Origin of the sequence: Sphingomonas sp. 22176, assembly GCF_052045505.1 — a bacterium.
Classification (GTDB): domain Bacteria; phylum Pseudomonadota; class Alphaproteobacteria; order Sphingomonadales; family Sphingomonadaceae; genus Sphingomonas.
In genome coordinates, this window is record NZ_JBQEPL010000006.1 from 160,637 (window position 1) to 180,543 (window position 19,907).

Below are 19,907 nucleotides of genomic sequence, written 5' to 3' on the forward strand. Positions count from 1 at the left end.
CTTTCTGGATCTCGGCGAGGTGGTACGACGTGAGGGGCGCTGGTCATGGACGTGCGCCCGCCAAGGTGAGTCAGTTCAACAGCGCTAACGCAAAGGCGTTGCGCCGATTCTTGAACTCCAAGCATGTTTGCTAGACAGGGCTCGCCAGATACGTCCGGCGGCATCATCTACGCGGCGAGCGAAACGAGCGGTGGAAACCCATTCCGTTGCAACCTCGCGAACAGTTTACCTTTGGTGCATTAGCGATTTTTAACGTCACACCGCGGGACGTGACAGTTTCGAGCGTCGAAGCCACCGATACTGAACATACGCGCCGCACGCCGATATGAAAGCGTTAGACGTCCTTGGCGGTCACCTGGATCGGCTCGGCGAAATTCGGACCTTCGCGATCGATGATGCGTCGGGCCACCTGCTCGACAACGTGCCTGTTGCCGACAAGGGTGGGCTTCGTCGCGTACTTGGCAGATCCGGCGTAGCTCAGGTGCAACAGCGCGCGAACCTCCACCTCCACATCCACGAGGCGACCGGACGCCTCGTCGGCATAGGACCAGACCGGAAGCCCGAGGGGCATCTGAAAGGTGAGCGTGCCGGCGCGCAGCCGGACGACATCGGGCCCGTTCACCTCTGTTGCAGATCCCAACGCGCAGCGACTTCGTCGATGGTTCGGAACGCCAGATCCTCGAGCCCGTCGGGCACGGCAACAGCCACGTCCCAGTTATGCGGGAACGGCCAGTCCGGCGCGGCGGGCCGCGGGAGATGGAAACCCAACTCCAGATCCTCGTCCCTTGCGCTGAGGCTGGCGGCCACCCGCTCCAACTCGTCCCGAATATCCTCTGCACTGTGCTGTGATCTGCTCAAAGCCCCAAGCCCGGCTAACGCTGATCGAGCCTCCATCGAACAACGCATGATATTGATCGATATCGCATTTCTACTAGTCCGCCTCGGCTCGTCGCAAACCTTCTCGTCACCGCTGCACGCGCCGACGATGGGGACAGGCGCTTCTGGCGCGCGGGAGAGCCCTGAGGTCGCCCCTCCCCAAACCCTTGTTGCCTGGTTTCGCGCATTCCATCATGGGGACCGCAGCGCGGCGGCGATTGCTGCTGCCCATGCATTTGATGGATAAGGGTTGTATGCCGCAGAAGCATCCTCGTCGCGTAGAGGACGAGATGGCGCCCCCGACAGCGCGGGTGCGGTTGAATCCGGGCAGTGAGGATGCTGTGTATCGAACGCTCCTCGAATCCACGCGCGCCATTCCCTGGAAGATCGACTGGAGCACGATGCGCTTCGCCTATATCGGGCCGCAGATCGAGAGCCTCCTGGGCTGGCCGCAAGACAGCTGGATCTCGGTCGAGGACTGGTCTTCGCGCATCCATCCGGAAGATCGCGACCATGTGGTCAACTATTGTGTCGCCCAGTCGATCGCCGGTATCGATCACGAAGCGGATTATCGCGCACTCACGCCCGATCGCGGCTTTGTGTGGATCCGCGACGTCGTGCACGTCGTCCGCAATGACGTGGGCGAGGTGGAGAGCCTGATCGGCTTCATGTTCGACATCAGCGAACGGAAGCGGATCGAGCACGAGTTGCTGAAGATGCAGCAGAAGCTGGAAGCGCTGTCCTTCGAAGATGGCTTGACCCGCATCGCCAACCGACGCCGGTTTGACGAGCGGCTCGAGGCTTGCTGGGACGAGGCACGCCGTAGCGGTCGTCCTCTGTCGATGATCCTCCTCGATATCGATCACTTCAAGGGTTTCAACGATCGCTATGGTCATCTGTATGGCGATGAATGCCTCGTTGCCGTCGCCGAAGCGCTGCAAAAGGTGGGGCGGGAGAAGGACGTGGTTGCCCGCTACGGAGGAGAGGAGTTCGTCCTCCTCCTGCCGGACACGGATGAAAGCGCCGCGATCGACGTCGCGCGACGCTGCCGCAGCGCCATCGAAGCGCTGGGGATAGCCAACGCATCTTCGGATTGCAGTCCGTTCGTTACCGCCAGCCTCGGGGTTGGGACCGCCCTGCCCGCAAAGGACCAGGATGCGCGGGGCTTCTGCGAGAGCGTCGATCGGCTGCTCTATGGCGCCAAGCAGAACGGGCGGAATCAGCTTCTCGCTGGCTGACAATGCTGTGGGGTGCTGCTGAAACCAGCCTGGCAGATGGACGAACTCTGGGTCGCACACGACCGAGACCGAGGACCGGACATCGGCGTAGTAGTCGGTTAACTGAAAATATATGTATTTCTGACACATAGCGGCGATGCATCGCCTTCGATCCCTGGCTCCTTGTATGTGGGCGACGGCACTTGGTGCAAACGTTCGCGGGACCGTGGCTGTCATCGGGGCGCTGTCCCTCCCCATACTTTGCGCCATGGGCGCCGTTTCGGTCGACTTGGCGCGCGGATACAGCCAGTTGATCAGCAATCAGCGGACGGCGGATGCGGCAGCGCTCAGCGCTGCCCTTGCCTACCAAGGCGCGAATTCCAACGCGGCCATCTTGTTGCCGACGGCGCAAGATCTCGCCGTTGCCAACGGCTTGTCCGGCGCGCGGGTGACGGCAGCGATCCTCAACGACACTCCCACCGTCGGCGCGAAATCGGTCAAGGTGACCATCACCACGTCCGTGCCGTTCGCGATGGCGAAGGCGCTCGGATATCGTGGGAGCTATGATGTCGGCGCAACGTCGGTTGCCTCGCTAAGCGCTACCAGCCCGATCGCGCCGCCCTGCATCATTGCCCTTGCGGCGTCGGGCGTGGGCATTGCGACTAGCGGCGGTGCCACGATCGACACGCCGGACTGTTCCGTCGTCGCCGTCGCCAATATCGAGAACCGCGGGACCCGGATTGCGGCGAAGAACATCGTCTCGGGCGCGGGCAGCATTCTCAACGACTGGGGTACGCTGACCACCTCCCTGCTGCGCTATGCAGGCAGTTTCACCAATCCTTCGTGGAACACGAACGTCCCGCCTGCGGACAAGCAGATGAATGCGACGACGACCATCACCGACCCGCTGGGCGATAACGCGGACCTCGCGGCAGCGCGTCAGATCATCGGGTCGAGCGTGCCTGCGCGTGCGATCGGCAACCCCACGACGCCGGCCGGAGCGGACTGGGTGTTCGGCTTCTCGCCTTCGCCCACCGTCGCAGGTTTCCAGCGGGGCAACTCCGGCAATTTCGTCGTTCCCGCCGGCAAGTACACGATCGGCAAACTGACGATCGACGGCGGCATCAAGGTTCAATTCGATAGCGGCTCGACGATCACCGTCGCCAACGGGCTGACGATCGGCGGCGGTTCCACCGTCGTCTTCGGCGATGTGAACCTGTCGGTGAATGGCGGCTTCAACAGCGGATCGAGCGGCGTCACGATGGGCAATGGCAGCCTGGCGATCGGCAGCGGCACGATCGGTTTTTACGGGCCGAACAGCTTCGGCAATGGCCCGGTGACGATGAACGGCACCTTGGCGATCGGGGGCGGAACCACGCTGGCTCTCGGCACCGGAAATCATGCGTTCGGCGCCATCAATGTCGGTGGCGGCAGCTGGCTGAAAATGGGGGCCGGAGACCTTGACGTGGTGTCCGGGGTGTTGGTGGATGGCGACTCCACGGTCGCCGCGGCGGCTGGCGATTATCGCATCGGCGCCGACGGTACCGGCAAGGCCATTACGTTGTCGGGCAGCGCTGTCTTCCTGATGGGAGACGGTGCGTTCAGCGCAGGGGGAGACATTTCGACGGCAGGCGGCAGCCGGATCGTGTTCGGCCGCACCGCGAACCATCTCATCAAAGGCAATCTGAACGTGGCCGGCTCGGCGCTCCTCGCTACGAGCCGCTACACCATCGCCGGCGATTTCACCAACGGGACCGGCGGCACGACCTGGCCCTATACGTCTAAAGTCACGGGGCAGACCTATGGAGCGACGCTGGAAGGGGTCGACGTCTCCGGCTATGATCTGGCGGGGATCAATGTCTCGTTCGTGCTTTCCGGCACGGTCAATCTCGCGGGCGGCGCGAAAACGAAATTCATCGCGAGCAGCACCAGCGTCACCGGCGGCGCGATCGCCGACCTGCTGATCGACAGCCTGACCGGCAGCACGACCAACTGGGCCGCGGGGGCGCAGAATGTCTTCGTGGGCGCCGTCCATCTTCCCAATTCGGACCTGACCATGTCGGGGGGCAGCACCACCTTGTCCAACGGCCAGTGCTTCATGCTGATCGCCCGCACCATTACTGCCAGCGGTGGCGCGGCGGCCGGGTCCGCATGCTTGAGCATCGTCGGCGGCAGCGGCAGTGGGGGAACGACCGCGATAGGGCTTGTCCAATGAGCGTGCGGAGAATCGCGTCGGACGAGCAGGGCGCAGCGACGATCGAATTTGCGCTGCTGACGCTGTTCTTCTTCCTGTGCTCGTTGGTGGCGCTCGATTTCGCCAGCTATTTCGTCCAGCGAAGCCAATTGGCGGCAGCCGTCTCCGCAGGATCGATCTCGGCATTCACGAACCGGGGCACGGTGCCGTTTGAGAGCCTTCCAGCCTATATCCAGAATGCCGCGCATCTTTCCAATCCGCCGCAGGTCAGCGTGAGCTGCAACGGCGCCGTGAACGGCTGCGTCAACACCGGGCGAAGCTGCGCGTGTCTGTCGAAAACGGGCAGCTTCGTGAGTGCGTCCTGCGGGAGCACCTGCCCGGCAGGCAACACGTCCGCATCAACTGCGGGCTATTACCTGCAAATCACGGCATCGTCCCAATACCGCGCCGTCGTGTTGCCGCGCGGCATGTTGAACGGGACGCCGATCGTGCAATCCGTTGCGGTACGGCTGCAATGAGCAAGCGGTTCGGCGACGACAGCCGCGGCGCGACTGCGATCGAGTTCGCATTGCTCGCCCCCATATTCCTGATAATGCTGTTCGGCATCATCGAAGTGGGGCGTCTGCTATGGGTAAAGCAGGCCTTGACGGAGACCGCCTACAGCGCGGCGCGCTGCGCAGCGCTCGCATCTTCCTGCAAGACGCAGGGTGACATCCAGAGCTTCGCTACCGCGCACGGACTGCGTCGGGGCCTGCGCCTAAATGCCGGTCTCGTAAGCTATATGTCCAGTACGACCTGTGACGGCAACGCAGGGGCGGTGCAGGTGACGATCGGCTACGCCTTCGCCTCGCCCCTATCGGGTTTCATCCCGGCCTTGCCGTCGAGCGTGCAGGCGCATGGCTGCTTTCCGAAGCTGTCTTGATACTCGGCAGGGCCGAAGAGTCTCCCGCCCTGCAACTTCATGCGGCAACAGGCGTCTCGCGACGGCGGCGAAGGAGGGCACCGAGCGTGCCAAAGCCGAACAGAAGCATCGCCCAGCTGGCCGGTTCCGGAACACCGGACGGCGGCGGCGAAAAGCTGCTGGTGCCGTTATAGGTCCCGAGGTGGATCTCGCCGTTCAGCGTGAAGTTGCGCGCCACAATCGATCCCTCCAGCGCGCTGCTGTTCGAGACATCCGCGTTGGGCGCCAGAATGCTGCCATGGAACCCCTTCAGGGAAAGGCTTTCGGCCTGGTTGAAATTCCAGAGCACGGACTGGTTGAGCAACTTGCTGTTGAGGTTGCCCTGCTCCACCAGGTTCGTCCCCAACACGTTGATGATCGTGGTCATGCCGCTGGGCATACCGTTGAACAGCAGGTCGAAATTGGCGTTCTGGTTCTCGAACGCGGCCTCCGTCATTGTGAACACGGCGTAGCCGTTCTGTGCGCCCGAATAGTCGAGCGCATTCGCGGTAGACGTGATCGCGCCAAGGGAAGGCAAGGTCGCCAGCTGGCTCGATAGCGCCATCAAGTTCGCCTGAAGCGTGTGCATCTGGTTCTGCAGGCCGGCGGCGATGTCGTTCGCGCCACCCGGGGAAAGGCTGGTATCCTTCACCGCGCCGTTCAGGCCGCTCGCGGCCGTTCCGCCATACCGAACGCTGTTGCTGTTGCTGTTGATGTTGAAGCTGCTGGTGAGGTTTCCGCCGGCGAGCAGCGTACCATGCACGCCACCCGTGGTGTTGAAGTCAACCGAGTGGACATTGCCGCCGACGCTTGCGGTCGTCCCGACGATGCCGCTGGCACCGTTTTGATAACCAGCCTTCAGGCGGAAGGCGCCGCTTGCGTTTCCGACGACGCTAAGCACGTCAAAGGACGAAGATGCCGCGCCCTGCGACGCGTTTCCAATCCCGAAGTTGGTGAAATTCGAAGCTGCGAGCTGGCCGACGAACGACCGTCCTTCCACTTCCTGCCCGTTGGTGGTGAGGGTGTCGAACACCACCAGGTTCAACTCGCGCATCGCCTGGAGGCCCGCGGCCGGATCCGGCATCGCCAGCGCTGGAGACGCAACGAGAACAGCCGCGATGGCGGCGACGGACAGTAGGCGCATTATACCCCCTCCTGGGAACAAAGCCGACGGGACTGCTACGGAAGCCGGCCGCGCGTATTCAGGACCTGCTCGGTAGAGGAGCCTGCGCGGAAGAAGCACTCGGTATTTCGCAAGGTTAAGTCCCGTCGCGAGACGCGCGGTACACTATCGCCAATCGTGCGTGTCTGATCGGCGATCCTTTTTCCAAGAAGCACGCGTTGGGCAATCGCTATCGGGAGTGACCGCTACGCCCAGTCCCGGCCTTTTCCCGTTGCGAGAAAAACCGATTAGCTCCGGGAGGCCGTGTATCGCTAATCGACGGCCCCCATCGCGAGCTGAGTCTGCTGGAGCATCAGGGCGCCAGACGCAGGAGTTTAGGTCGAGAAGCGGCGAATGGTCGCGCGGAACAAGGTGCGGTCGGCACGGGAGAAATAGAGCCAGATACGCCCGTCTTCCAGAACCACCGAGGCGACGAAGGCGATGTCGGTATCCATCCTACTGGGCGAGGGGGCGGTGCGATCAGCGGTTCGATGCAGCGGTCTGTGACACGGGTATATTCGGCATCGAACGCGCTCCAACCAATCGGCCAGCGCGCATCCTGGGTCGCGCCATCGTAGAACATCACTGGCTGCGCCTTGTCGTCTGTGAGCAGCGGACCCGTGGAGAGATGGAAATCTTCCCATGCATCACTTCTGGGTGCGAACGGCTGCCGATCATGGTGCTAGGGGCCTGCGACGCCCGGCGCAGTGGCGAGACCGATCAGCGAGGCATCGTGCGCGGCATATTCGTAGAACAGCCGCCATCCGCCTTGCTCGGTACGATCGACGGTCGCCTCCTTCACATTCCCCTGCGATGGGGCGGAGGCCATGGCTACCCCACGTTTCTCCAGCCGATCCCTACTCGGTCCGGTGGCGTAGAGCATATCGCCATCTGCATGCGCGTCTACGCCGGTATAGTAGACCGCATAGCTGCCGTCCGGCAGCTCGACGATCGCCATCGTTCTGGTGAGATTGTCCAACCCCGCCTTGGCGGCGCAATAATCTGCGCTTCCCGCACGCACCGCGGTGGAGTGGATCGAGCTGATATTCACGATGTGCCCCGGTTTCCCGGCCGCGCGCAACCCGCGCACCAATGCCCGGGAGGTGAGGAAGACACCGGTCAGATCGGTGCTGATGGTCTGTCGCCACTGGTCCAGATCCATGTCGGCAACGGCGACGCCGCGCATGTCGACACCTGCCGAGTTCACGAGGAGGTCGACCAGGCCGCGCCTCTGCAAGACGCTGGAAATACCCCTGCTACCTGATCCTCGCTTCCGACGTCCGCCTGAAAGGCGACGGCGCGCCGACCGGCGGCCCGCACCTTGTCGCAAAGGCCCTCCGCCGCCGCCGCGTCCTGGTGGTACAAGATGGCGACATCCGCACCTGCCGCCGCCAGGCTGTCGCGCAGGCGGCGCCGATGCCGGACTCTCCACCCGTTATGAGCGCGACGCCGCCTTCAAGTACAACCATGGGATCCTCCGATCAGATGCTTCAACGAGGATTGAGTCCAGAGGTTCAAGCGAATGGACGCATGCCATGTGCGGTATCGGCATAAACCACGCAAGGGCACGAGATCGCCCCGCGCCGACGACCGTTTCGACCTGCTGACGCTCACTCCGCTTGGGGTTCTGTCCACCACGCGCTAGGGGGGAGGGCAGGGGGCACGATGCCGCAACGAAGAGGTCGCGATGTACGATAAGCCGCTGACTCGTCGAACCGTGCTCGGGGGCGCCGCGATGACCATGGTCTGCGCCGCGCCGCTACCGTCATTCGCCGCGCGACGGGTCCCCGGTCGGACAGGACTGGAGCATGGTGCGATCCGGTCCATCGGTGCCGAGGCGGCGCAAACAACCTATAAGAGCCGCGCTGCTCTGCGCGCCATCGCCCTGGAGAATGTCACGGGTCCTGACCGATTGGTGATGCTGGACACGCCAGCCTTCGGCGACGGCATCATCGAAGCCTGGATCAGCGGTGCCCCCATGGTCACGGCAAGTGCCACGGCGCGAGGGTTCGTTGGGCTGGCCTTCCGCGTGCAGGACGAAACCAAGCTGGAAGCCATCTATCTGCGCCCGACCAACGGCAGGGCCGAGGACCAGCTGCGCCGGAACCATGCGGTCCAGTACGTCTCGCACCCCGACTATCCTTGGGAGCGACTGCGCGCCGAAGCTCCTGGCAACTACGAGACCTATGTCGATCTCGAGCCTGGCCGGTGGACACGGGTGCGTATCGTCGTGGCCGGAACCCACGCCCGGCTCTATGTCGATGGGGCCGAACAGCCGACCCTGATCGTCGATGACCTAAAGCATGGAGCCAGCGCAAAAGGCGCTGTGGCACTCTGGGTCGGTCCAGGAACGGAAGCGCATTTCAGCGAGGTGAAGGTCCGCGGATCCGCGACCGTTTAAATATGAGGCAAAGGGGCAGTAGCCGCCTCCTGGGGTTGGGGCGCCGCTGAACGCCGCGCATGATTGACAGGCGTTCCGATTGCGCATGCGATTAGTTCGGACACCGCTCCTGAATCGGCAAGCGAACCGCCGCCGCTGCCCGACGAGGAAGAAAAGCATGACGTCGTCCGCTGCAACGCACATCATTTCGGCCGTACCGCCCCCGGGACTTGCGGGCGGGACATCAAGGCCGCACACGACTTCTACGTGCGCCTCCTTGGCTTCAGAAAGGCGTTCTAGAACGGATATCCCGTCGGCTTCATGGCGTTGAAGAAAGATGATGTCGGGGTCCATCTCCGCCGGTCGAGGCGCTGGAGCATGCCTGGAGCAGCTTCTGCACCCAGGCCAAGGCGATCACCGATCGGCGACGCCGCTGGCCTGACACTGCGCGAGACTGTGGAAGTACCAAGATGGCGCGGATCTGATCGATCCGCGGCGCCCCCAGAACCATCCGCGTGGACAATGGGCCGGAATTCATCTCAAAGGCACTCGACCACTGGGCGTACGAGGACGGCGTCACGCTGTACTTCAGCCGGCCGGGCAAACCCACCGACAACGCCTTCGTGGAATCGTTTAATGGTCGCTTGCGCGATGAGTGCCTGAACGCGCACTGGTTTCTGTCGTTGGCCGATGCCCGTGCTAAGATCGAGGCCTGGCGCCGAGACTATAACGAGAGCCGTCCTCACACATCACTTGGCTGGCTGACGCCGTCGAATATGCTGCCGCAGCGGCCAAGATCGCCGCCGAATGAACGTCGGATACTCACGCCCAGGCTGGATGAGAAACCGGGGGACCCTCACTTCCAGGCCGGACTCTAGCTCCAAATAGAGGAAAAAACGGTGGTCACGTCAAGGCTTGTCAGGCTGAACGACATGCACCAGCTTCGCTACATCCTGGCCGGTCGGGAGCGGACCCGCTGCCACTAGGCGCCTTGTCGTTTCATTCCATTGCAGCGTCACGGCCGTGCCGCCGCCATGCTGATAGCGGTTGGATACGCCGTCGTCGTCATAGAGCGTGAAGCTAGTGTCGCGCCCCGGGTAGATATGGATGCTCTCCAGCGCCTGTTTGGTCGCCGTGCTCGGAACCTGCACGCCGATCGGCACGATCGAGCCCGCGCGGACGAACAGCGGGATCTTGTCGATCGGCGCTGCGGCCGTCACCGTCTGCCCGCCAGTATAGCGATGGTTGGTCCAGTAATCATACCAGTCCCCGCCGGCAGATACACGTCGCGGCTGGTCTGTCAATTGTTCCCGCGTCTGCCGCGTGGCAGGCATTTTGAGGACCGACAGTATGACGCGCTTTGTCCGGTACGATCCTTCGCTCGAGCAATCACTCGAAGACGAAGAGGCGCTGATGCGCGAGCTGGAGACCATGATGGTCGACCTTGCCCGCCTGGTGCACGAGAAGCATGGCCATGCCTTCCATGGCACCCATGCGAAGCTCACGGGGTTGATGACGGGCATGGTTGAGGTGCTGCCCGATCTTCCGCCGGAGCTCGCGCAGGGGATGTTCGCAACGCGTCGGAGCTATGAGGCGGTGGTACGGCTGGCGCCCGGCGCGCCCGAGCCCCTGACCGACAAGGCATCGGGGCAGCGCGGATTGTCGATCAAAGTGATAGGCGTGGAGGGCGAGCGCCTGCCCGGCTTCGGCGAGACGGCGTCGCAGGATTGGGTGCTGGGGCTCGACCCGGCCTTCACTGCGGCGACGGCGCGCGATTTCCTGCGTACCTTCCGCTATACCGGCGCCCAATCCCCGCATCTGCCCGAGCCGGCAATCGTGGCTCTGTCGCGGGCGGCGCGCGGGGTGGAGGCGGCTCAAGTTTTTCGGCCGCTCCCGCGCACATCCCTTTGCGGAGCGCTTCTACACACAGGCGGCGGTACGGTACGGCGCCTATGTCGCCAAGCTCGTGGCGATCCCGTCTGCCGAGACGCTTGCAGCCCTTACCGAAGCAGAACCGCTGGGATCGGCGCGGGATGCGTTCCGCGATGCGGCGTGCGCCTTCATCGCGGATCGCCCGGTCGTCTATGACATCAAGGTGCAGCTCTGCACCGATATCGAGTCCATGCCGATCGAGGACGCGTCTGTCGCGTGGAGCGAAACGGACAGTCCCTACCGGACGGTGGCGCGGCTGACCCTGCCGCCGCAGACCGCCTGGACGGAAGCGCGCGCGGCCTATGATGATCGGCTGGCCTACAATCCCGCCCACGCACTCCGCGCCCACCAACCATTGGGATCGATCATGCGCGCGCGCATGCGTGCCTATCAGGCCACGCAGCGTTTTCGGCTCGACGCCAACGGCATCGCTCCCGCCGAACCGGGCCGCGCCGCCGACATACCGTAAGCGCGCTTGCCCCTCGCAAACCCGGAACTGCAGTAGGTATCATGGGGCCGTGGAAGTTGGATGCCGTTCAACGCACCCCCAGCCGGGCCAGCACCACCGCTTCCACGCGCCATTCCAAGCGTGCCGTGTCCGTATCGCCGCGTGCCGCGGCCAGATTGACGAGCGTCGCGATCAGCGCGGTGATGTCCTGAACCATGTCGGCGGTCGCCGGCACGCCGGCCGTCCCGAGGATCGCGCGGATCGCGTCAACGACCCGCGCGTGCACCGGCCCGCTATCCTCATCCAGGCTCAGCCGATCTTGCTCGGCCTCGAGCAGATTAGCGAGCCGCGGGCGTTGAAGCTGCTGGGCGACCGCGATCCTGACGAGCCGCGCCAACGGCGATGGCTCGGCTACGGTCAGGTCGATCGCCATGATCTGTGCTTCGAGCGTGTGCAATTCCCGTCGGATAACCGCCCGCGTGATCGCGTCCTTGTTCGGGAAATACTGGTAGAGCGACCCCACGCTGACGCCGGCACGCTCGGCGATCGCGTTGGTGGTGAAGCCGGACGGACCAGCCGTCTCCAGAATACGAGCCGCAGCCTCGACGATCGCCTCGACGGTCGCCGCGGAACGGCCCTGACGCGCGGTTTTCCGCGGCTCCGTGGTCATCTGCGTTGGCGGCTTCGTCATCGGGAACGCGAGTAGTGGGCGCTCGCCGCGAAGTCTAATCTTGGCGCATTGATCAACACGAGGTTCACGACAATGACCCGCGACAAAAACGATGCGCTGCTCACGGAAACCATTCGCGCGGTCGAGGCAGCCGGAAACACGCTTCTCGCCCGCTTTGGTACCACCCCCCGGCCCGCGACGCTGGCCGATCTGCTTGCCGGCATCCAAGCCAATGATCGGGCTGTCGAAGGCGCGTTACGCGATGCGCTGCTGGCGGCGCTTCCAGGCTCCAGGTGGGCGGAGGATGAAGAGGCCGAGGGCGCTCTGCCGGCCGGCGACTGGTGGGTAGCAGATCCTGCCGAAGGCAATGTAAATCACCTGCACGGACGGCCGGGCTGGGCCGTGACGGCGACATTGGTTCGCGACGGCGAACCCGTTCTGACTGTCATCTCCGTGCCGCTGACCGGTGAAACCTATAGCGCGATTACGGGACGCGGGGCCTTCGTGAACGGCAGGCCTCTGGAGGTCTCCGCCAAGCGCGACATTGCCGCGGCGATCGTTGCCAGCGGACAGGCCCGACCCGGCGAAGCCCGGCCGATCCGCGCGGCCATGATCCGCTCGGCCGAGCGGCTTCTCGATACCACCCTTCTGGTGCGTCTGTCCGTCCCGAGCATGCTCGAACTGATCGACGTGGCCGCGGGCCGGCTGGATTCCTTCTGGCAGCATGGCAGCGTCCGCGCGGGCCTAATGGGCGGTGCGCTCCTGGTCCGCGAGGCGGGCGGGGACGTCACCGATCTGCGCGGCCATCGCTGGGCAGTCGGCTCCCCCGACTTCCTCGCTGCGCCGCCCGCCCTGCAGCCCGCGATCCTTGCGGCGCTGTCCTCGAACATGGAGACTCTCGCATGACCGCCATCACCATTCTCGGTTCCGGACGGGTTGCGTCCAGCCTCGCCACCGGCTTCGCCAAGGCCGGACATAAGATCGTCATCGGCGTCCGCGACATCGCTGCTACGGGGCAGTGGACCGGACCGGAGGTGCAATTCGGCTCCCACGCCGAGGCCATAGGATTGTCGGAGATCGTGATCAACGCGACACCGGGGGACGGGAGCATCGAACGGCTGACCGCGCTTGCCGATGCACTCGCCGGCAAGCTGCTGATCGACGTCGCCAACGCGACCGGCCGGGACGAGCGCGGCGCACCATCGGGGCTGCTGTATCCTACGGACAGTCTCGCCGAACGCCTGCAGGCCGCATTGCCGCGAACGCGGGTCGTCAAGACGCTCAACACGATGCTCGCGCCCGTCATGAGCAACCCGTCCATGCTGAACGGTGCGCCCACGGTATATCTGTCCGGGAATGACCTGGATGCGAAGTCTGTGGTCCGGTCGCTGCTCCATGCCCTTGGCTGGCGGAACGCCCAGATGCTCGACCTGGGCGGGATCACGACGGCACGGGGTGTCGAGGCGGTCATGCTGCTGGTTACTGACGTGATGAAAGCGAGCGGCTTCGCGCCTTTCGCCGTCTCGACGGTCCGGTGATCCCAGGACCAGGCGCCTAGCGCTTGGTCGCGCCGTCGAGGCAATCCGGCTCGAGGGCATCTCCTTCATTGAAGAGGCCGACGCTATCCCCCTCCTTTTTTTGCGCGACAATGCTCAGTTCGCCTGCCCCCTCCGGATCAAAGGGACGCCCACCAGTGTCTCGCCGCGCGCGAGAATGTGGAAGCGGAGATGGTCTGGCGCGTCGAGGGGACCGTCACGGCCTCTTTGGCGCTCCAGTGCAACAAGGCGATGTTCATCCTTGAACCGACGCCGCCTACTTAAACCCTTGCCCGAAAGCGCGTTCATGTCTGCGAGTACCCCTCCTGCCGCATCGTGGTGCGGTACGACGATCAGGCACCCCGATACCGGGTGCTCGACAAGATGCGTCGTGTGAACCAAGCAGAGATCGTCGAGACCGAACGGCTAAGCGCCGCCCTGGCTGTGGCGGCGGCAACCCACGCGGTGACGACCATCATCGCCACAAACCGCATGTTCGGGCGCTGCGCGGCTTCGCAGATAGCCTCGGCATCGATGGCATAGCTCTTATGCCCCCTCACGAACGGCTTCACGTAGGCTGGCCGGACCAGACGGGCATCATGCCCATCTCCCTGAGCGCACGCGCCCAGTGGTGCGCGCCACCAGAGGCTTTCGGCGCAACGACACATCGCGGCTGCCCCACGAAGGAATCCAGCAGCCTCGTCCGGCTGAGCTTCCTGCAGAACGATGCTGGCCCGCCCGCATCCGCGCCATGGGCATGAAAAACGTTCTTGCCGACATCGAGACCGATTGTGCTGACTTCCGACACGGGCGCCTCCTTCAGTGGTGTTCAACAGCTCCACGTTGACACATCGATGCCGTCCGGGGCCTCCACCCCATCACCCAAATTCAGCTGCTTAGCTCCCCGCTCGCGCCAAGTGACTGGAAGCGCCGAACCTCCGACGTCTAGGTTCGACGATTCCAACGCTGCGAGCAGCCGTTCAATGATCCAGCCATCCCTCCGGATAATTTACAACCCCGGCAACCCGATCGAGCGCCCCTTGCCGCAAGGGAAGGATCATGCAGTTTTCGTCAGGTGCTTCGAATGGCAGCTTGATTGGGTAGCGGCTCAACGGCTGGAAACCGAATTGCGCGTAATAGGACGGGATGCCGATCACGAGGATGGTTTCGAAGCCAAGCTCTGACGCTTGCCGACGCGCCGCTGCCACCAGCTGTTTGCCCACGCCCGAAGCTTGATATTCGGGAGCAACCGACAAGGGCGCCAAAGCCAACGTCGCGACGGATGATCGTGCGCCGGTGATTTCGGCTCTTGTCAGAAGAATGTGGCCTACGGCCTTGCCGCTGACCTCGGCAAGAAGTGACAGCGCCGGGATCCAAGCGTCGGTGTTGCGGAGCCGCTCGATCATGAGATGCTCGCGATGATCGCTATGGACCACGTTGGCGTAAGCGCACAGCACGACGTCCGAAATCGCTTTTCCATCGGCCGGCCGCTCAGCACGGACTGTTATCGTAGCGTTCATCCGACGCCCCTACGTCCGTTTACCATCGCTTTGCGACTCAACACACCATTCAATGTCGGAAAACACTTGATTGCAGGTGAACCGCGCCAGGTTTGTCGGAGACCCAACTCCTGAGATGAAGCGTCTATGACGAGCAAGATGACGAACCAATTCTCACCTGGGAACGACCTCTCTGTCCCACGAACGGCCGGCAGCAGTTGACCCGGTTCAGTCGTTCGCCGGCTGCGTCTGAGAATGAGCTTCCCCCAAAAAGCCGACGGCCCGCACTTCCTCACCCGAAATGAGCGGTAACCTGCCAGGCGCCCTTTGAATGCGAAAACGCGAAAGCGAACATAAGCTCGACGGCCGACTCGAGCTATCAGGTATCGAGCGCCCTTTCCGCCGCTGAGCCGTTACCCGCCAGCGGCTTCTCAGCGTAGAAACGCGAACGGCAACGTGCGCTTCGTCGGACGGCTCGCGCTTTCGCGACAACAATATCCTCCGCGGGACGGCCGAGGTTGAGCAGGAACGGACGAACAGCTTTATCCGAGACGCTGATCCGACGCTCACGCCCGAAGTTGGGTAGCTTCTCCCACAGAAAATCAGCCGGAGCCTAGTGACTCCGGCCGACGGGGAAAGAGGCCGAATCAGACCTCGTCAAAAGGTGATGCGGCCGACAATGGTGAACTTGCGATCATTGATGACTGCATCGCGGGGCCGCGTCTCGATGCCGTAGTAGGTCGACGTCATCGTGTTGAGCAGGTTCACCGCGTTGGCCGTCAACGCGAAATGCGGGTTGACGTTGACGGTCACGGAGGCGTCGAGCTGACCGAACGGCTTCTCGAAAACTGGCAGGTTGCCCGTGCCGTTGCCGGAGGTCGTCACGAGGAACTCGCTTCGCCAATTATAGGCTACGCGCGCCGAGAGCAGGCCATGCTCATACAGGCCCACCAGGTTGTAGTTGTACTTGGACAACCCTTCCAGCGAGACGTTGTGAACCGGCCCCGCCGTTGCCGGGCTCGGTGCCTGCGAGTCCACATAGGTGAAGTTGCCCTGGAAACCCAGGCCCTTCAGCGCACCCGGGAGGAAGTCGAAGAACTGCTGGTACGCGACTTCCACGCCCTTAACCTTGGCGGTGGCGGCATTGCTGTAGGATGTGACGTTATACCTCGCCGTCACGCCGTCTTCAAACGTGACGTCGCGCGTTGAAATACCCGTTTGGATGTAGTTCGAGATGTTCTTGTAGAAGCCCGCCGCGGTGAGCGAGCCGGTGCGCGAGAAATACCATTCTAGCGAAACGTCGAAATTGGTCGACTTCATCGGTTTAAGGTAGGGGTTGCCGCCGCTGGTGACGTGCTCCTGGTTGAGCTGCGCGGCGCCCGGCTCGGTGATGTTCAGGCTCGGATTGAGCTGGTCGAACGTCGGACGCGCGATGTTCTTCGACGCAGCGAAACGGAGCTGCAGCTTGTCGGTCAGGTGGCCGCGCAGGTTGAGGCTGGGCAGCACCGACGTATAGTTGGTGCTGTTGGTGATGGGACTCACGGTCGGCTCGGTGACCGTGCTCTGCGTTCCATCGGGCGCGGTGACCAGGCCATATTGCTGGTAGAAGCCCGACACATCGATGTTGGTGCGGATCACGCGCACGCCGATATTGCCGTCGATCGGCACGGCCAGTTGATCGGCCTTGAAGAACGCCGCCGCATAGCCGGTATAGGTCTTCTGCGATTGCGTGTTGGTGCCGCTCGGCAGATATGGCACGGCGGTGGCGACGCCGAGCGCGGCGCGGGTAGCGTCATAGCTCAACGTGGTGTTGCGGTTGAACAGCAGCGCATTGCCGAACAGATCAGCGTCCCCGCGGAAGAAGTCGCTGAAATCGACGACCTCCAGCGTAGACGGCACGGTAGACAGGCCGATATAGCGATAGCCCGTGTCGCTATAGCGATTGGTGCGGTCTGCATAGCGGAAGCCGGCCTTGATCGACCGCAGGATGCTCCCGTCGAAACGATACTCGGCGTCCAGCCTGCCGGTCTTGTCCTCGCCGTGCGAGTTGTTCATGTTGTCCAGGTAGAACGCGCCGTTATAGGTGCCGACATTGGTCAGCCCGGCCGCGGACGTGATCTGGAATGACGGGATCTTGCCCGAGATATCCTGGGTCAGCGTGGTTGCGGTGCCGTTCAGGCCGATGATCGACCGGAGGCTGTCGGTCGTCGAATCGACATATTGCGCATCCGCCGTGATAGTCAGATTGGCGGTCGGCTTCCACTTGGCGTTGAGCGAATAATCGGTCGTCACCGAGTGGCGCGTACTGAGGCTGGTATTCGCCCCGATCGGCACGTCGACGAACGTGCCGCTCTGGAAATCGCCGTTGGGCGCGTAGGTGAAGGCGGCACCCGGCTGCGGCGTGATCGATGCCCCGCTGGTGTAGGCGAAGTAGCTGTAGTCGTCGAACCGGAACTTGTAGTCGTTGCGGAACACCTCGCCGGTCAGCTCGAGCGTGTCGGTCGGCCGCCACTGCAGCGAGGCGTCGATGCCGAAGCGGCGGCGATCGCCATAGGCCTGACCGATGCCGGTGCCGTGTGGCAACGTTGTCACGCTGCCAGTACGGCCAAGCAAGGCGAGCGTGGCGGCGTCCGCCGCATTGGTCGGGTCGAGCGTGTAGAACGGCTCGGTCGAGATCGTGTCCTGGCGGAAGGACGACTTCTGGTACGAGGCGCTGACCAGCAGGCCGATTTCGCCGATCCCCGTGTTCCAGCGATCGCTGACCAGCAGCGATGCGGAGGGCTGGCTTTCGCGGACGAGGTCGTTGTAGGTGTTCGAAACCGAACCCGAGATCTTGAAGCCGTCGAAGTCGAAAGGCTTGCGCGTGCGGAAGTTGATCGTACCGCTGAGCTGATCCTCGATGAGATCAGCCGAAGGGTTCTTGTAGACGTCGATACCCGCGAGCAGTTCCGACGGCACGTCCTCCAGGGTCAGTGCATTGTTCGAGCCGCTGGCCGTGAAGATGTCGCGCCCGTTCAGTTCGGTGCGGACCTGGGTGAGGCCGCGGATCGCGACCGCGCTGCCCTCGCCGTAATTGCGCTGGATCTGGATGCCGGAAATGCGCTGCAGCGCCTCCGCGATGTTGCGATCGGGCAGCTTGCCGATGTCCTCGGCGACGATCGAGTCGACGACCTGATCGGCATTGCGCTTGATGTTCTGCGCACTTTGCAGGCTGGCGCGCACGCCGGTCACGACGATCTCCGTGGCGCCGTCGGCAGCCGGGGCACCGGCAGCGCTGTTCTGATCACCGCTGGGCTGCGTGGTACCACTTTGCGCGCCCGCCTGCTGCGCGGCCGCGTCGGGCGACGCCGTGCCTGCCTGTGCATAGGCGGGCGCCGCAATCCCGCACGCCAGCGCGGCGATTGACGCCCCGACCAGCACCGATCCCGTACGGGCGGCCTGCTTGATACTCTGTACTGACATGAACTGTTCCTCTCCTGAACGCGCGACTGCGGACAAGGCTTTGAAATTGCTCATAGGCCTCAAGTCGAAGCTGTGAAATATAAAAATTTGTTTCATCAGTGATTTTCATTGATCGATGATGGTGCTGCGGGAGCCGTCCGATCTGTGTCCGGCACCTAGGTTGCGTGTCTCGGCACCGTGCTGTCGACAAGGAAGCCGCGCGCGTTGAACAAGGCTAACGCTTGCATAGGTGAATGCAGCTTGCACAGGCAAACCGAGACACCCTAGCACAATTTTCAGCGACGCTCGGGAGAGAGATGATGATGACGGTGCTGGAACCCCGCGAGACGGTGCGCGCCGCCATCGCCGCCGGAGCCTCGCTGCTCGCAATGCTTGCCGCGCCGGCCCTTGCCGCGCCGCTCGCTTCGCTCGACCGGAACGGCGCAAGCGTGTCCGTCGAGCCCTACGCACCCAATGTCGTTCGAGTGACCATCGCGATGGATCGGGCGCTTGCCGATGCCCCGCCGGGCGAGGGCCCGAATGCGAAGCCCGATGCGACCGGCTGGAACCATGCTGTCAACGCTGAGGGGGACGTCTTCACCTCATCCGTTCTCTCCCTCACCGTCAACGCCGAGCCGTGGCCGAAGGCGCCGACCCAGATGCAGCGCTATTTCGCGCCGTCACTGCCGCATGTCGGCCTCACCGTGCGCGGGCGGGACGGCCATGTCATTGCCGAGATGACCGGATGGGAGATGGCCCCGGGCGAGGTCAGCGGCGAGCGCACCTTTCGGGTCGGCGCGAGCTTCGCGGTGCAGTCTGGCGAACATTATTATGGTCTGGGCCAGAACCAGGAGGGCGTGCTCGACCTGAAGGGTCGCACGATCGATTGCCGCCACAACTATGATGCGCCGGCCGGCGAAAGCGTCTGCGTGCCCTTCATGGTGACGAACAAGGGCTATGGCATCGTGTGGGACAATCCGTCCGCCACAACCGTGTCGCCGGGCCTCAACAACAGCACGCACTGGCAGTCCAAGGTCGGGGAGCGCGTGTCGTTCTTCATCATCACCGGCGACACGACTGACCAGCTCTATGCGGGCTATGCCAAGCTGACCGGCAGCACACCCCTGCCCCCAAGGCGGCGTTCGGCCTGATCCAGTCCAAGGCCCGCTACGAAAGCCAGGCCGAGCTGCTCGGCATCGCGGAGGGCTATCGCAAGCGCAACCTGCCGCTCGACGTGATGGTCCTCGACTGGTTCTACTGGACCCGGATGGGGCGGCTCGACATCGACCGCACCTACTTCCCCGACCCGAAGGGCATGAACGACACGCTGCGCGGCCTGGGCATGCGTTCGATCATCAGCGTGTGGCCGCGGTTCGAGCGGGAATCGCGCTATTACGACTTCCTCGCTGCCAAGGGCTGGTTGCTGCACGACAAGCACGGCAGCGTCGTCGACGGCCTGCCCGTTCGCGCCGACCGCGCCGGCGCGCTGCTCGATTCTACCGCTCCCGAGGCCCGCGCGGGTTCTGGGGCAAGATCCGCGACAATATCGCCTCGCAGGGGTTCGACTGGTTCTGGCTCGACGAAACCGAACCGGATCTGGTGCCGGACGGCCA

19 protein-coding genes and 2 pseudogenes are annotated in these 19,907 nt (G+C 63.6%); 12 read left to right on the forward strand and 9 right to left on the reverse strand.

Going from position 1 to position 19,907, the window contains the following annotated elements; genetic code table 11:
* Nucleotides 1-334 precede the first annotated feature (334 nt).
* Both ACTJKY_RS17860 and ACTJKY_RS17865 read right to left on the reverse strand, forming a co-directional pair.
* Entirely contained in the window at nt 335-622 is a 288-nt protein-coding gene (locus ACTJKY_RS17860; RefSeq protein ID WP_440847451.1) for a hypothetical protein, read from the reverse strand.
* Nucleotides 619-807: a hypothetical protein gene (locus tag ACTJKY_RS17865; protein ID WP_440847452.1), complete on the reverse strand. Its 189-nt coding sequence runs from the start codon at nt 805-807 to the stop codon at nt 619-621. The genes ACTJKY_RS17860 and ACTJKY_RS17865 overlap by 4 nt, the downstream gene beginning before the upstream one ends.
* A gap of 323 nt (nt 808-1,130) precedes the next feature.
* On the opposite strand from ACTJKY_RS17865, the gene ACTJKY_RS17870 reads away from it, so the two are divergent.
* The 4 genes from ACTJKY_RS17870 (at nt 1,131) to ACTJKY_RS17885 (ending at nt 5,209) form a co-directional block, all read left to right on the forward strand.
* On the forward strand, nt 1,131-2,114 hold the full coding sequence (locus ACTJKY_RS17870) for a sensor domain-containing diguanylate cyclase (RefSeq protein WP_440847453.1): 984 nt from the start codon (nt 1,131-1,133) through the stop codon (nt 2,112-2,114).
* 247 nt (nt 2,115-2,361) lie between these two features.
* Nucleotides 2,362-4,308 (forward strand): beta strand repeat-containing protein, encoded by a 1,947-nt coding sequence (locus tag ACTJKY_RS17875; protein ID WP_440847454.1) that lies wholly within the window; start codon nt 2,362-2,364, stop codon nt 4,306-4,308.
* Nucleotides 4,305-4,805, forward strand: coding sequence for a TadE/TadG family type IV pilus assembly protein (locus ACTJKY_RS17880; protein WP_440847455.1), 501 nt, complete (start codon nt 4,305-4,307; stop codon nt 4,803-4,805). The genes ACTJKY_RS17875 and ACTJKY_RS17880 overlap by 4 nt, the downstream gene beginning before the upstream one ends.
* The gene (locus ACTJKY_RS17885; RefSeq protein WP_440847456.1) at nt 4,802-5,209 is read left to right on the forward strand and encodes a TadE/TadG family type IV pilus assembly protein; all 408 of its coding nucleotides are present in this window, start codon (nt 4,802-4,804) and stop codon (nt 5,207-5,209) included. The genes ACTJKY_RS17880 and ACTJKY_RS17885 overlap by 4 nt, the downstream gene beginning before the upstream one ends.
* 37 nt (nt 5,210-5,246) lie before the next feature.
* Here the strand turns inward: ACTJKY_RS17885 and ACTJKY_RS17890 are convergent, their stop codons facing one another.
* Together ACTJKY_RS17890 and ACTJKY_RS17895 are read right to left on the reverse strand one after the other, a co-directional pair.
* Nucleotides 5,247-6,371 carry a collagen-binding domain-containing protein gene (locus tag ACTJKY_RS17890; RefSeq protein WP_440847457.1) on the reverse strand — a complete coding sequence of 375 codons (1,125 nt, stop codon included), beginning with the start codon at nt 6,369-6,371 and terminating at the stop codon, nt 5,247-5,249.
* Between the two features lie 700 nt (nt 6,372-7,071).
* Complete coding sequence (locus tag ACTJKY_RS17895; RefSeq protein WP_440847458.1) at nt 7,072-7,821, reverse strand: SDR family NAD(P)-dependent oxidoreductase; 750 nt, start codon at nt 7,819-7,821, stop codon at nt 7,072-7,074.
* A gap of 255 nt (nt 7,822-8,076) precedes the next feature.
* On the opposite strand from ACTJKY_RS17895, the gene ACTJKY_RS17900 reads away from it, so the two are divergent.
* Both ACTJKY_RS17900 and ACTJKY_RS17905 read left to right on the forward strand, forming a co-directional pair.
* Entirely contained in the window at nt 8,077-8,790 is a 714-nt protein-coding gene (locus tag ACTJKY_RS17900; protein ID WP_440847459.1) for a hypothetical protein, read from the forward strand.
* A 473-nt stretch (nt 8,791-9,263) separates the two neighbouring features.
* A pseudogene (locus ACTJKY_RS17905) lies at nt 9,264-9,647 on the forward strand (integrase core domain-containing protein); the annotation flags it as partial.
* 30 nt (nt 9,648-9,677) lie between these two features.
* Here ACTJKY_RS17905 and ACTJKY_RS17910 read toward each other — a convergent pair.
* Entirely contained in the window at nt 9,678-10,073 is a 396-nt protein-coding gene (locus ACTJKY_RS17910) for a DUF5110 domain-containing protein (protein ID WP_440847460.1), read from the reverse strand.
* A gap of 46 nt (nt 10,074-10,119) precedes the next feature.
* Here ACTJKY_RS17910 and ACTJKY_RS17915 point away from each other — a divergent pair, with 46 nt between their 5' ends.
* Nucleotides 10,120-10,857, forward strand: coding sequence for a hypothetical protein (locus ACTJKY_RS17915; protein ID WP_440847461.1), 738 nt, complete (start codon nt 10,120-10,122; stop codon nt 10,855-10,857).
* Between the two features lie 7 nt (nt 10,858-10,864).
* Nucleotides 10,865-11,170 (forward strand): hypothetical protein, encoded by a 306-nt coding sequence (locus tag ACTJKY_RS17920; protein WP_440847462.1) that lies wholly within the window; start codon nt 10,865-10,867, stop codon nt 11,168-11,170.
* A 67-nt stretch (nt 11,171-11,237) separates the two neighbouring features.
* Here the strand turns inward: ACTJKY_RS17920 and ACTJKY_RS17925 are convergent, their stop codons facing one another.
* The gene (locus ACTJKY_RS17925; RefSeq protein ID WP_440847463.1) at nt 11,238-11,840 is read right to left on the reverse strand and encodes a TetR/AcrR family transcriptional regulator; all 603 of its coding nucleotides are present in this window, start codon (nt 11,838-11,840) and stop codon (nt 11,238-11,240) included.
* Nucleotides 11,841-11,912: 72 nt separating this feature from the next.
* Between ACTJKY_RS17925 and ACTJKY_RS17930 the strand changes: the two genes are divergently transcribed.
* The 3 genes from ACTJKY_RS17930 (at nt 11,913) to ACTJKY_RS17940 (ending at nt 13,897) form a co-directional block, all read left to right on the forward strand.
* Nucleotides 11,913-12,725, forward strand: coding sequence for an inositol monophosphatase family protein (locus ACTJKY_RS17930; RefSeq protein ID WP_440847464.1), 813 nt, complete (start codon nt 11,913-11,915; stop codon nt 12,723-12,725).
* Nucleotides 12,722-13,357, forward strand: a complete 636-nt coding sequence (locus ACTJKY_RS17935) for an NADPH-dependent F420 reductase (RefSeq protein ID WP_440847465.1) — start codon at nt 12,722-12,724, stop codon at nt 13,355-13,357. Before ACTJKY_RS17930 ends, ACTJKY_RS17935 begins: the two co-directional genes overlap by 4 nt.
* Nucleotides 13,358-13,726: 369 nt before the next feature.
* Nucleotides 13,727-13,897 (forward strand): hypothetical protein, encoded by a 171-nt coding sequence (locus ACTJKY_RS17940; RefSeq protein ID WP_440847466.1) that lies wholly within the window; start codon nt 13,727-13,729, stop codon nt 13,895-13,897.
* Nucleotides 13,898-13,922: 25 nt separating this feature from the next.
* On the opposite strand, the gene ACTJKY_RS17945 is transcribed toward ACTJKY_RS17940, so the two are convergent.
* The 3 genes from ACTJKY_RS17945 to ACTJKY_RS17955 form a co-directional block, all read right to left on the reverse strand.
* Entirely contained in the window at nt 13,923-14,162 is a 240-nt protein-coding gene (locus ACTJKY_RS17945) for a hypothetical protein (RefSeq protein ID WP_440847467.1), read from the reverse strand.
* 172 nt (nt 14,163-14,334) lie between these two features.
* A complete protein-coding gene (locus ACTJKY_RS17950) occupies nt 14,335-14,874 on the reverse strand; it encodes a GNAT family N-acetyltransferase (protein WP_440847468.1) in 540 nt (179 codons plus the stop codon).
* Nucleotides 14,875-15,510: 636 nt separating this feature from the next.
* Nucleotides 15,511-18,315, reverse strand: coding sequence for a TonB-dependent receptor (locus tag ACTJKY_RS17955; protein WP_440847469.1), 2,805 nt, complete (start codon nt 18,313-18,315; stop codon nt 15,511-15,513).
* A gap of 368 nt (nt 18,316-18,683) precedes the next feature.
* On the opposite strand from ACTJKY_RS17955, the pseudogene ACTJKY_RS17960 reads away from it, so the two are divergent.
* Nucleotides 18,684-19,907 (forward strand): annotated as a pseudogene (locus tag ACTJKY_RS17960) (TIM-barrel domain-containing protein); the annotation flags it as partial.

Bases quoted from the DNA above. Each gene is read 5' to 3' on its own strand.
- ACTJKY_RS17925 (WP_440847463.1), bottom strand. From the start codon at position 11,840: ATGACGAAGCCGCCAACGCAGATGACCACGGAGCCGCGGAAAACCGCG.
- ACTJKY_RS17955 (WP_440847469.1), bottom strand. From the start codon at position 18,315: ATGTCAGTACAGAGTATCAAGCAGGCCGCCCGTACGGGATCGGTGCTG.
- ACTJKY_RS17880 (WP_440847455.1), top strand. From the start codon at position 4,305: ATGAGCGTGCGGAGAATCGCGTCGGACGAGCAGGGCGCAGCGACGATC.
- ACTJKY_RS17935 (WP_440847465.1), top strand. From the start codon at position 12,722: ATGACCGCCATCACCATTCTCGGTTCCGGACGGGTTGCGTCCAGCCTC.
- ACTJKY_RS17885 (WP_440847456.1), top strand. From the start codon at position 4,802: ATGAGCAAGCGGTTCGGCGACGACAGCCGCGGCGCGACTGCGATCGAG.
- ACTJKY_RS17890 (WP_440847457.1), bottom strand. From the start codon at position 6,371: ATGCGCCTACTGTCCGTCGCCGCCATCGCGGCTGTTCTCGTTGCGTCT.
- ACTJKY_RS17870 (WP_440847453.1), top strand. From the start codon at position 1,131: ATGCCGCAGAAGCATCCTCGTCGCGTAGAGGACGAGATGGCGCCCCCG.
- ACTJKY_RS17950 (WP_440847468.1), bottom strand. From the start codon at position 14,874: ATGAACGCTACGATAACAGTCCGTGCTGAGCGGCCGGCCGATGGAAAA.
- ACTJKY_RS17930 (WP_440847464.1), top strand. From the start codon at position 11,913: ATGACCCGCGACAAAAACGATGCGCTGCTCACGGAAACCATTCGCGCG.
- ACTJKY_RS17900 (WP_440847459.1), top strand. From the start codon at position 8,077: ATGTACGATAAGCCGCTGACTCGTCGAACCGTGCTCGGGGGCGCCGCG.
- ACTJKY_RS17875 (WP_440847454.1), top strand. From the start codon at position 2,362: ATGGGCGCCGTTTCGGTCGACTTGGCGCGCGGATACAGCCAGTTGATC.
- ACTJKY_RS17915 (WP_440847461.1), top strand. From the start codon at position 10,120: ATGACGCGCTTTGTCCGGTACGATCCTTCGCTCGAGCAATCACTCGAA.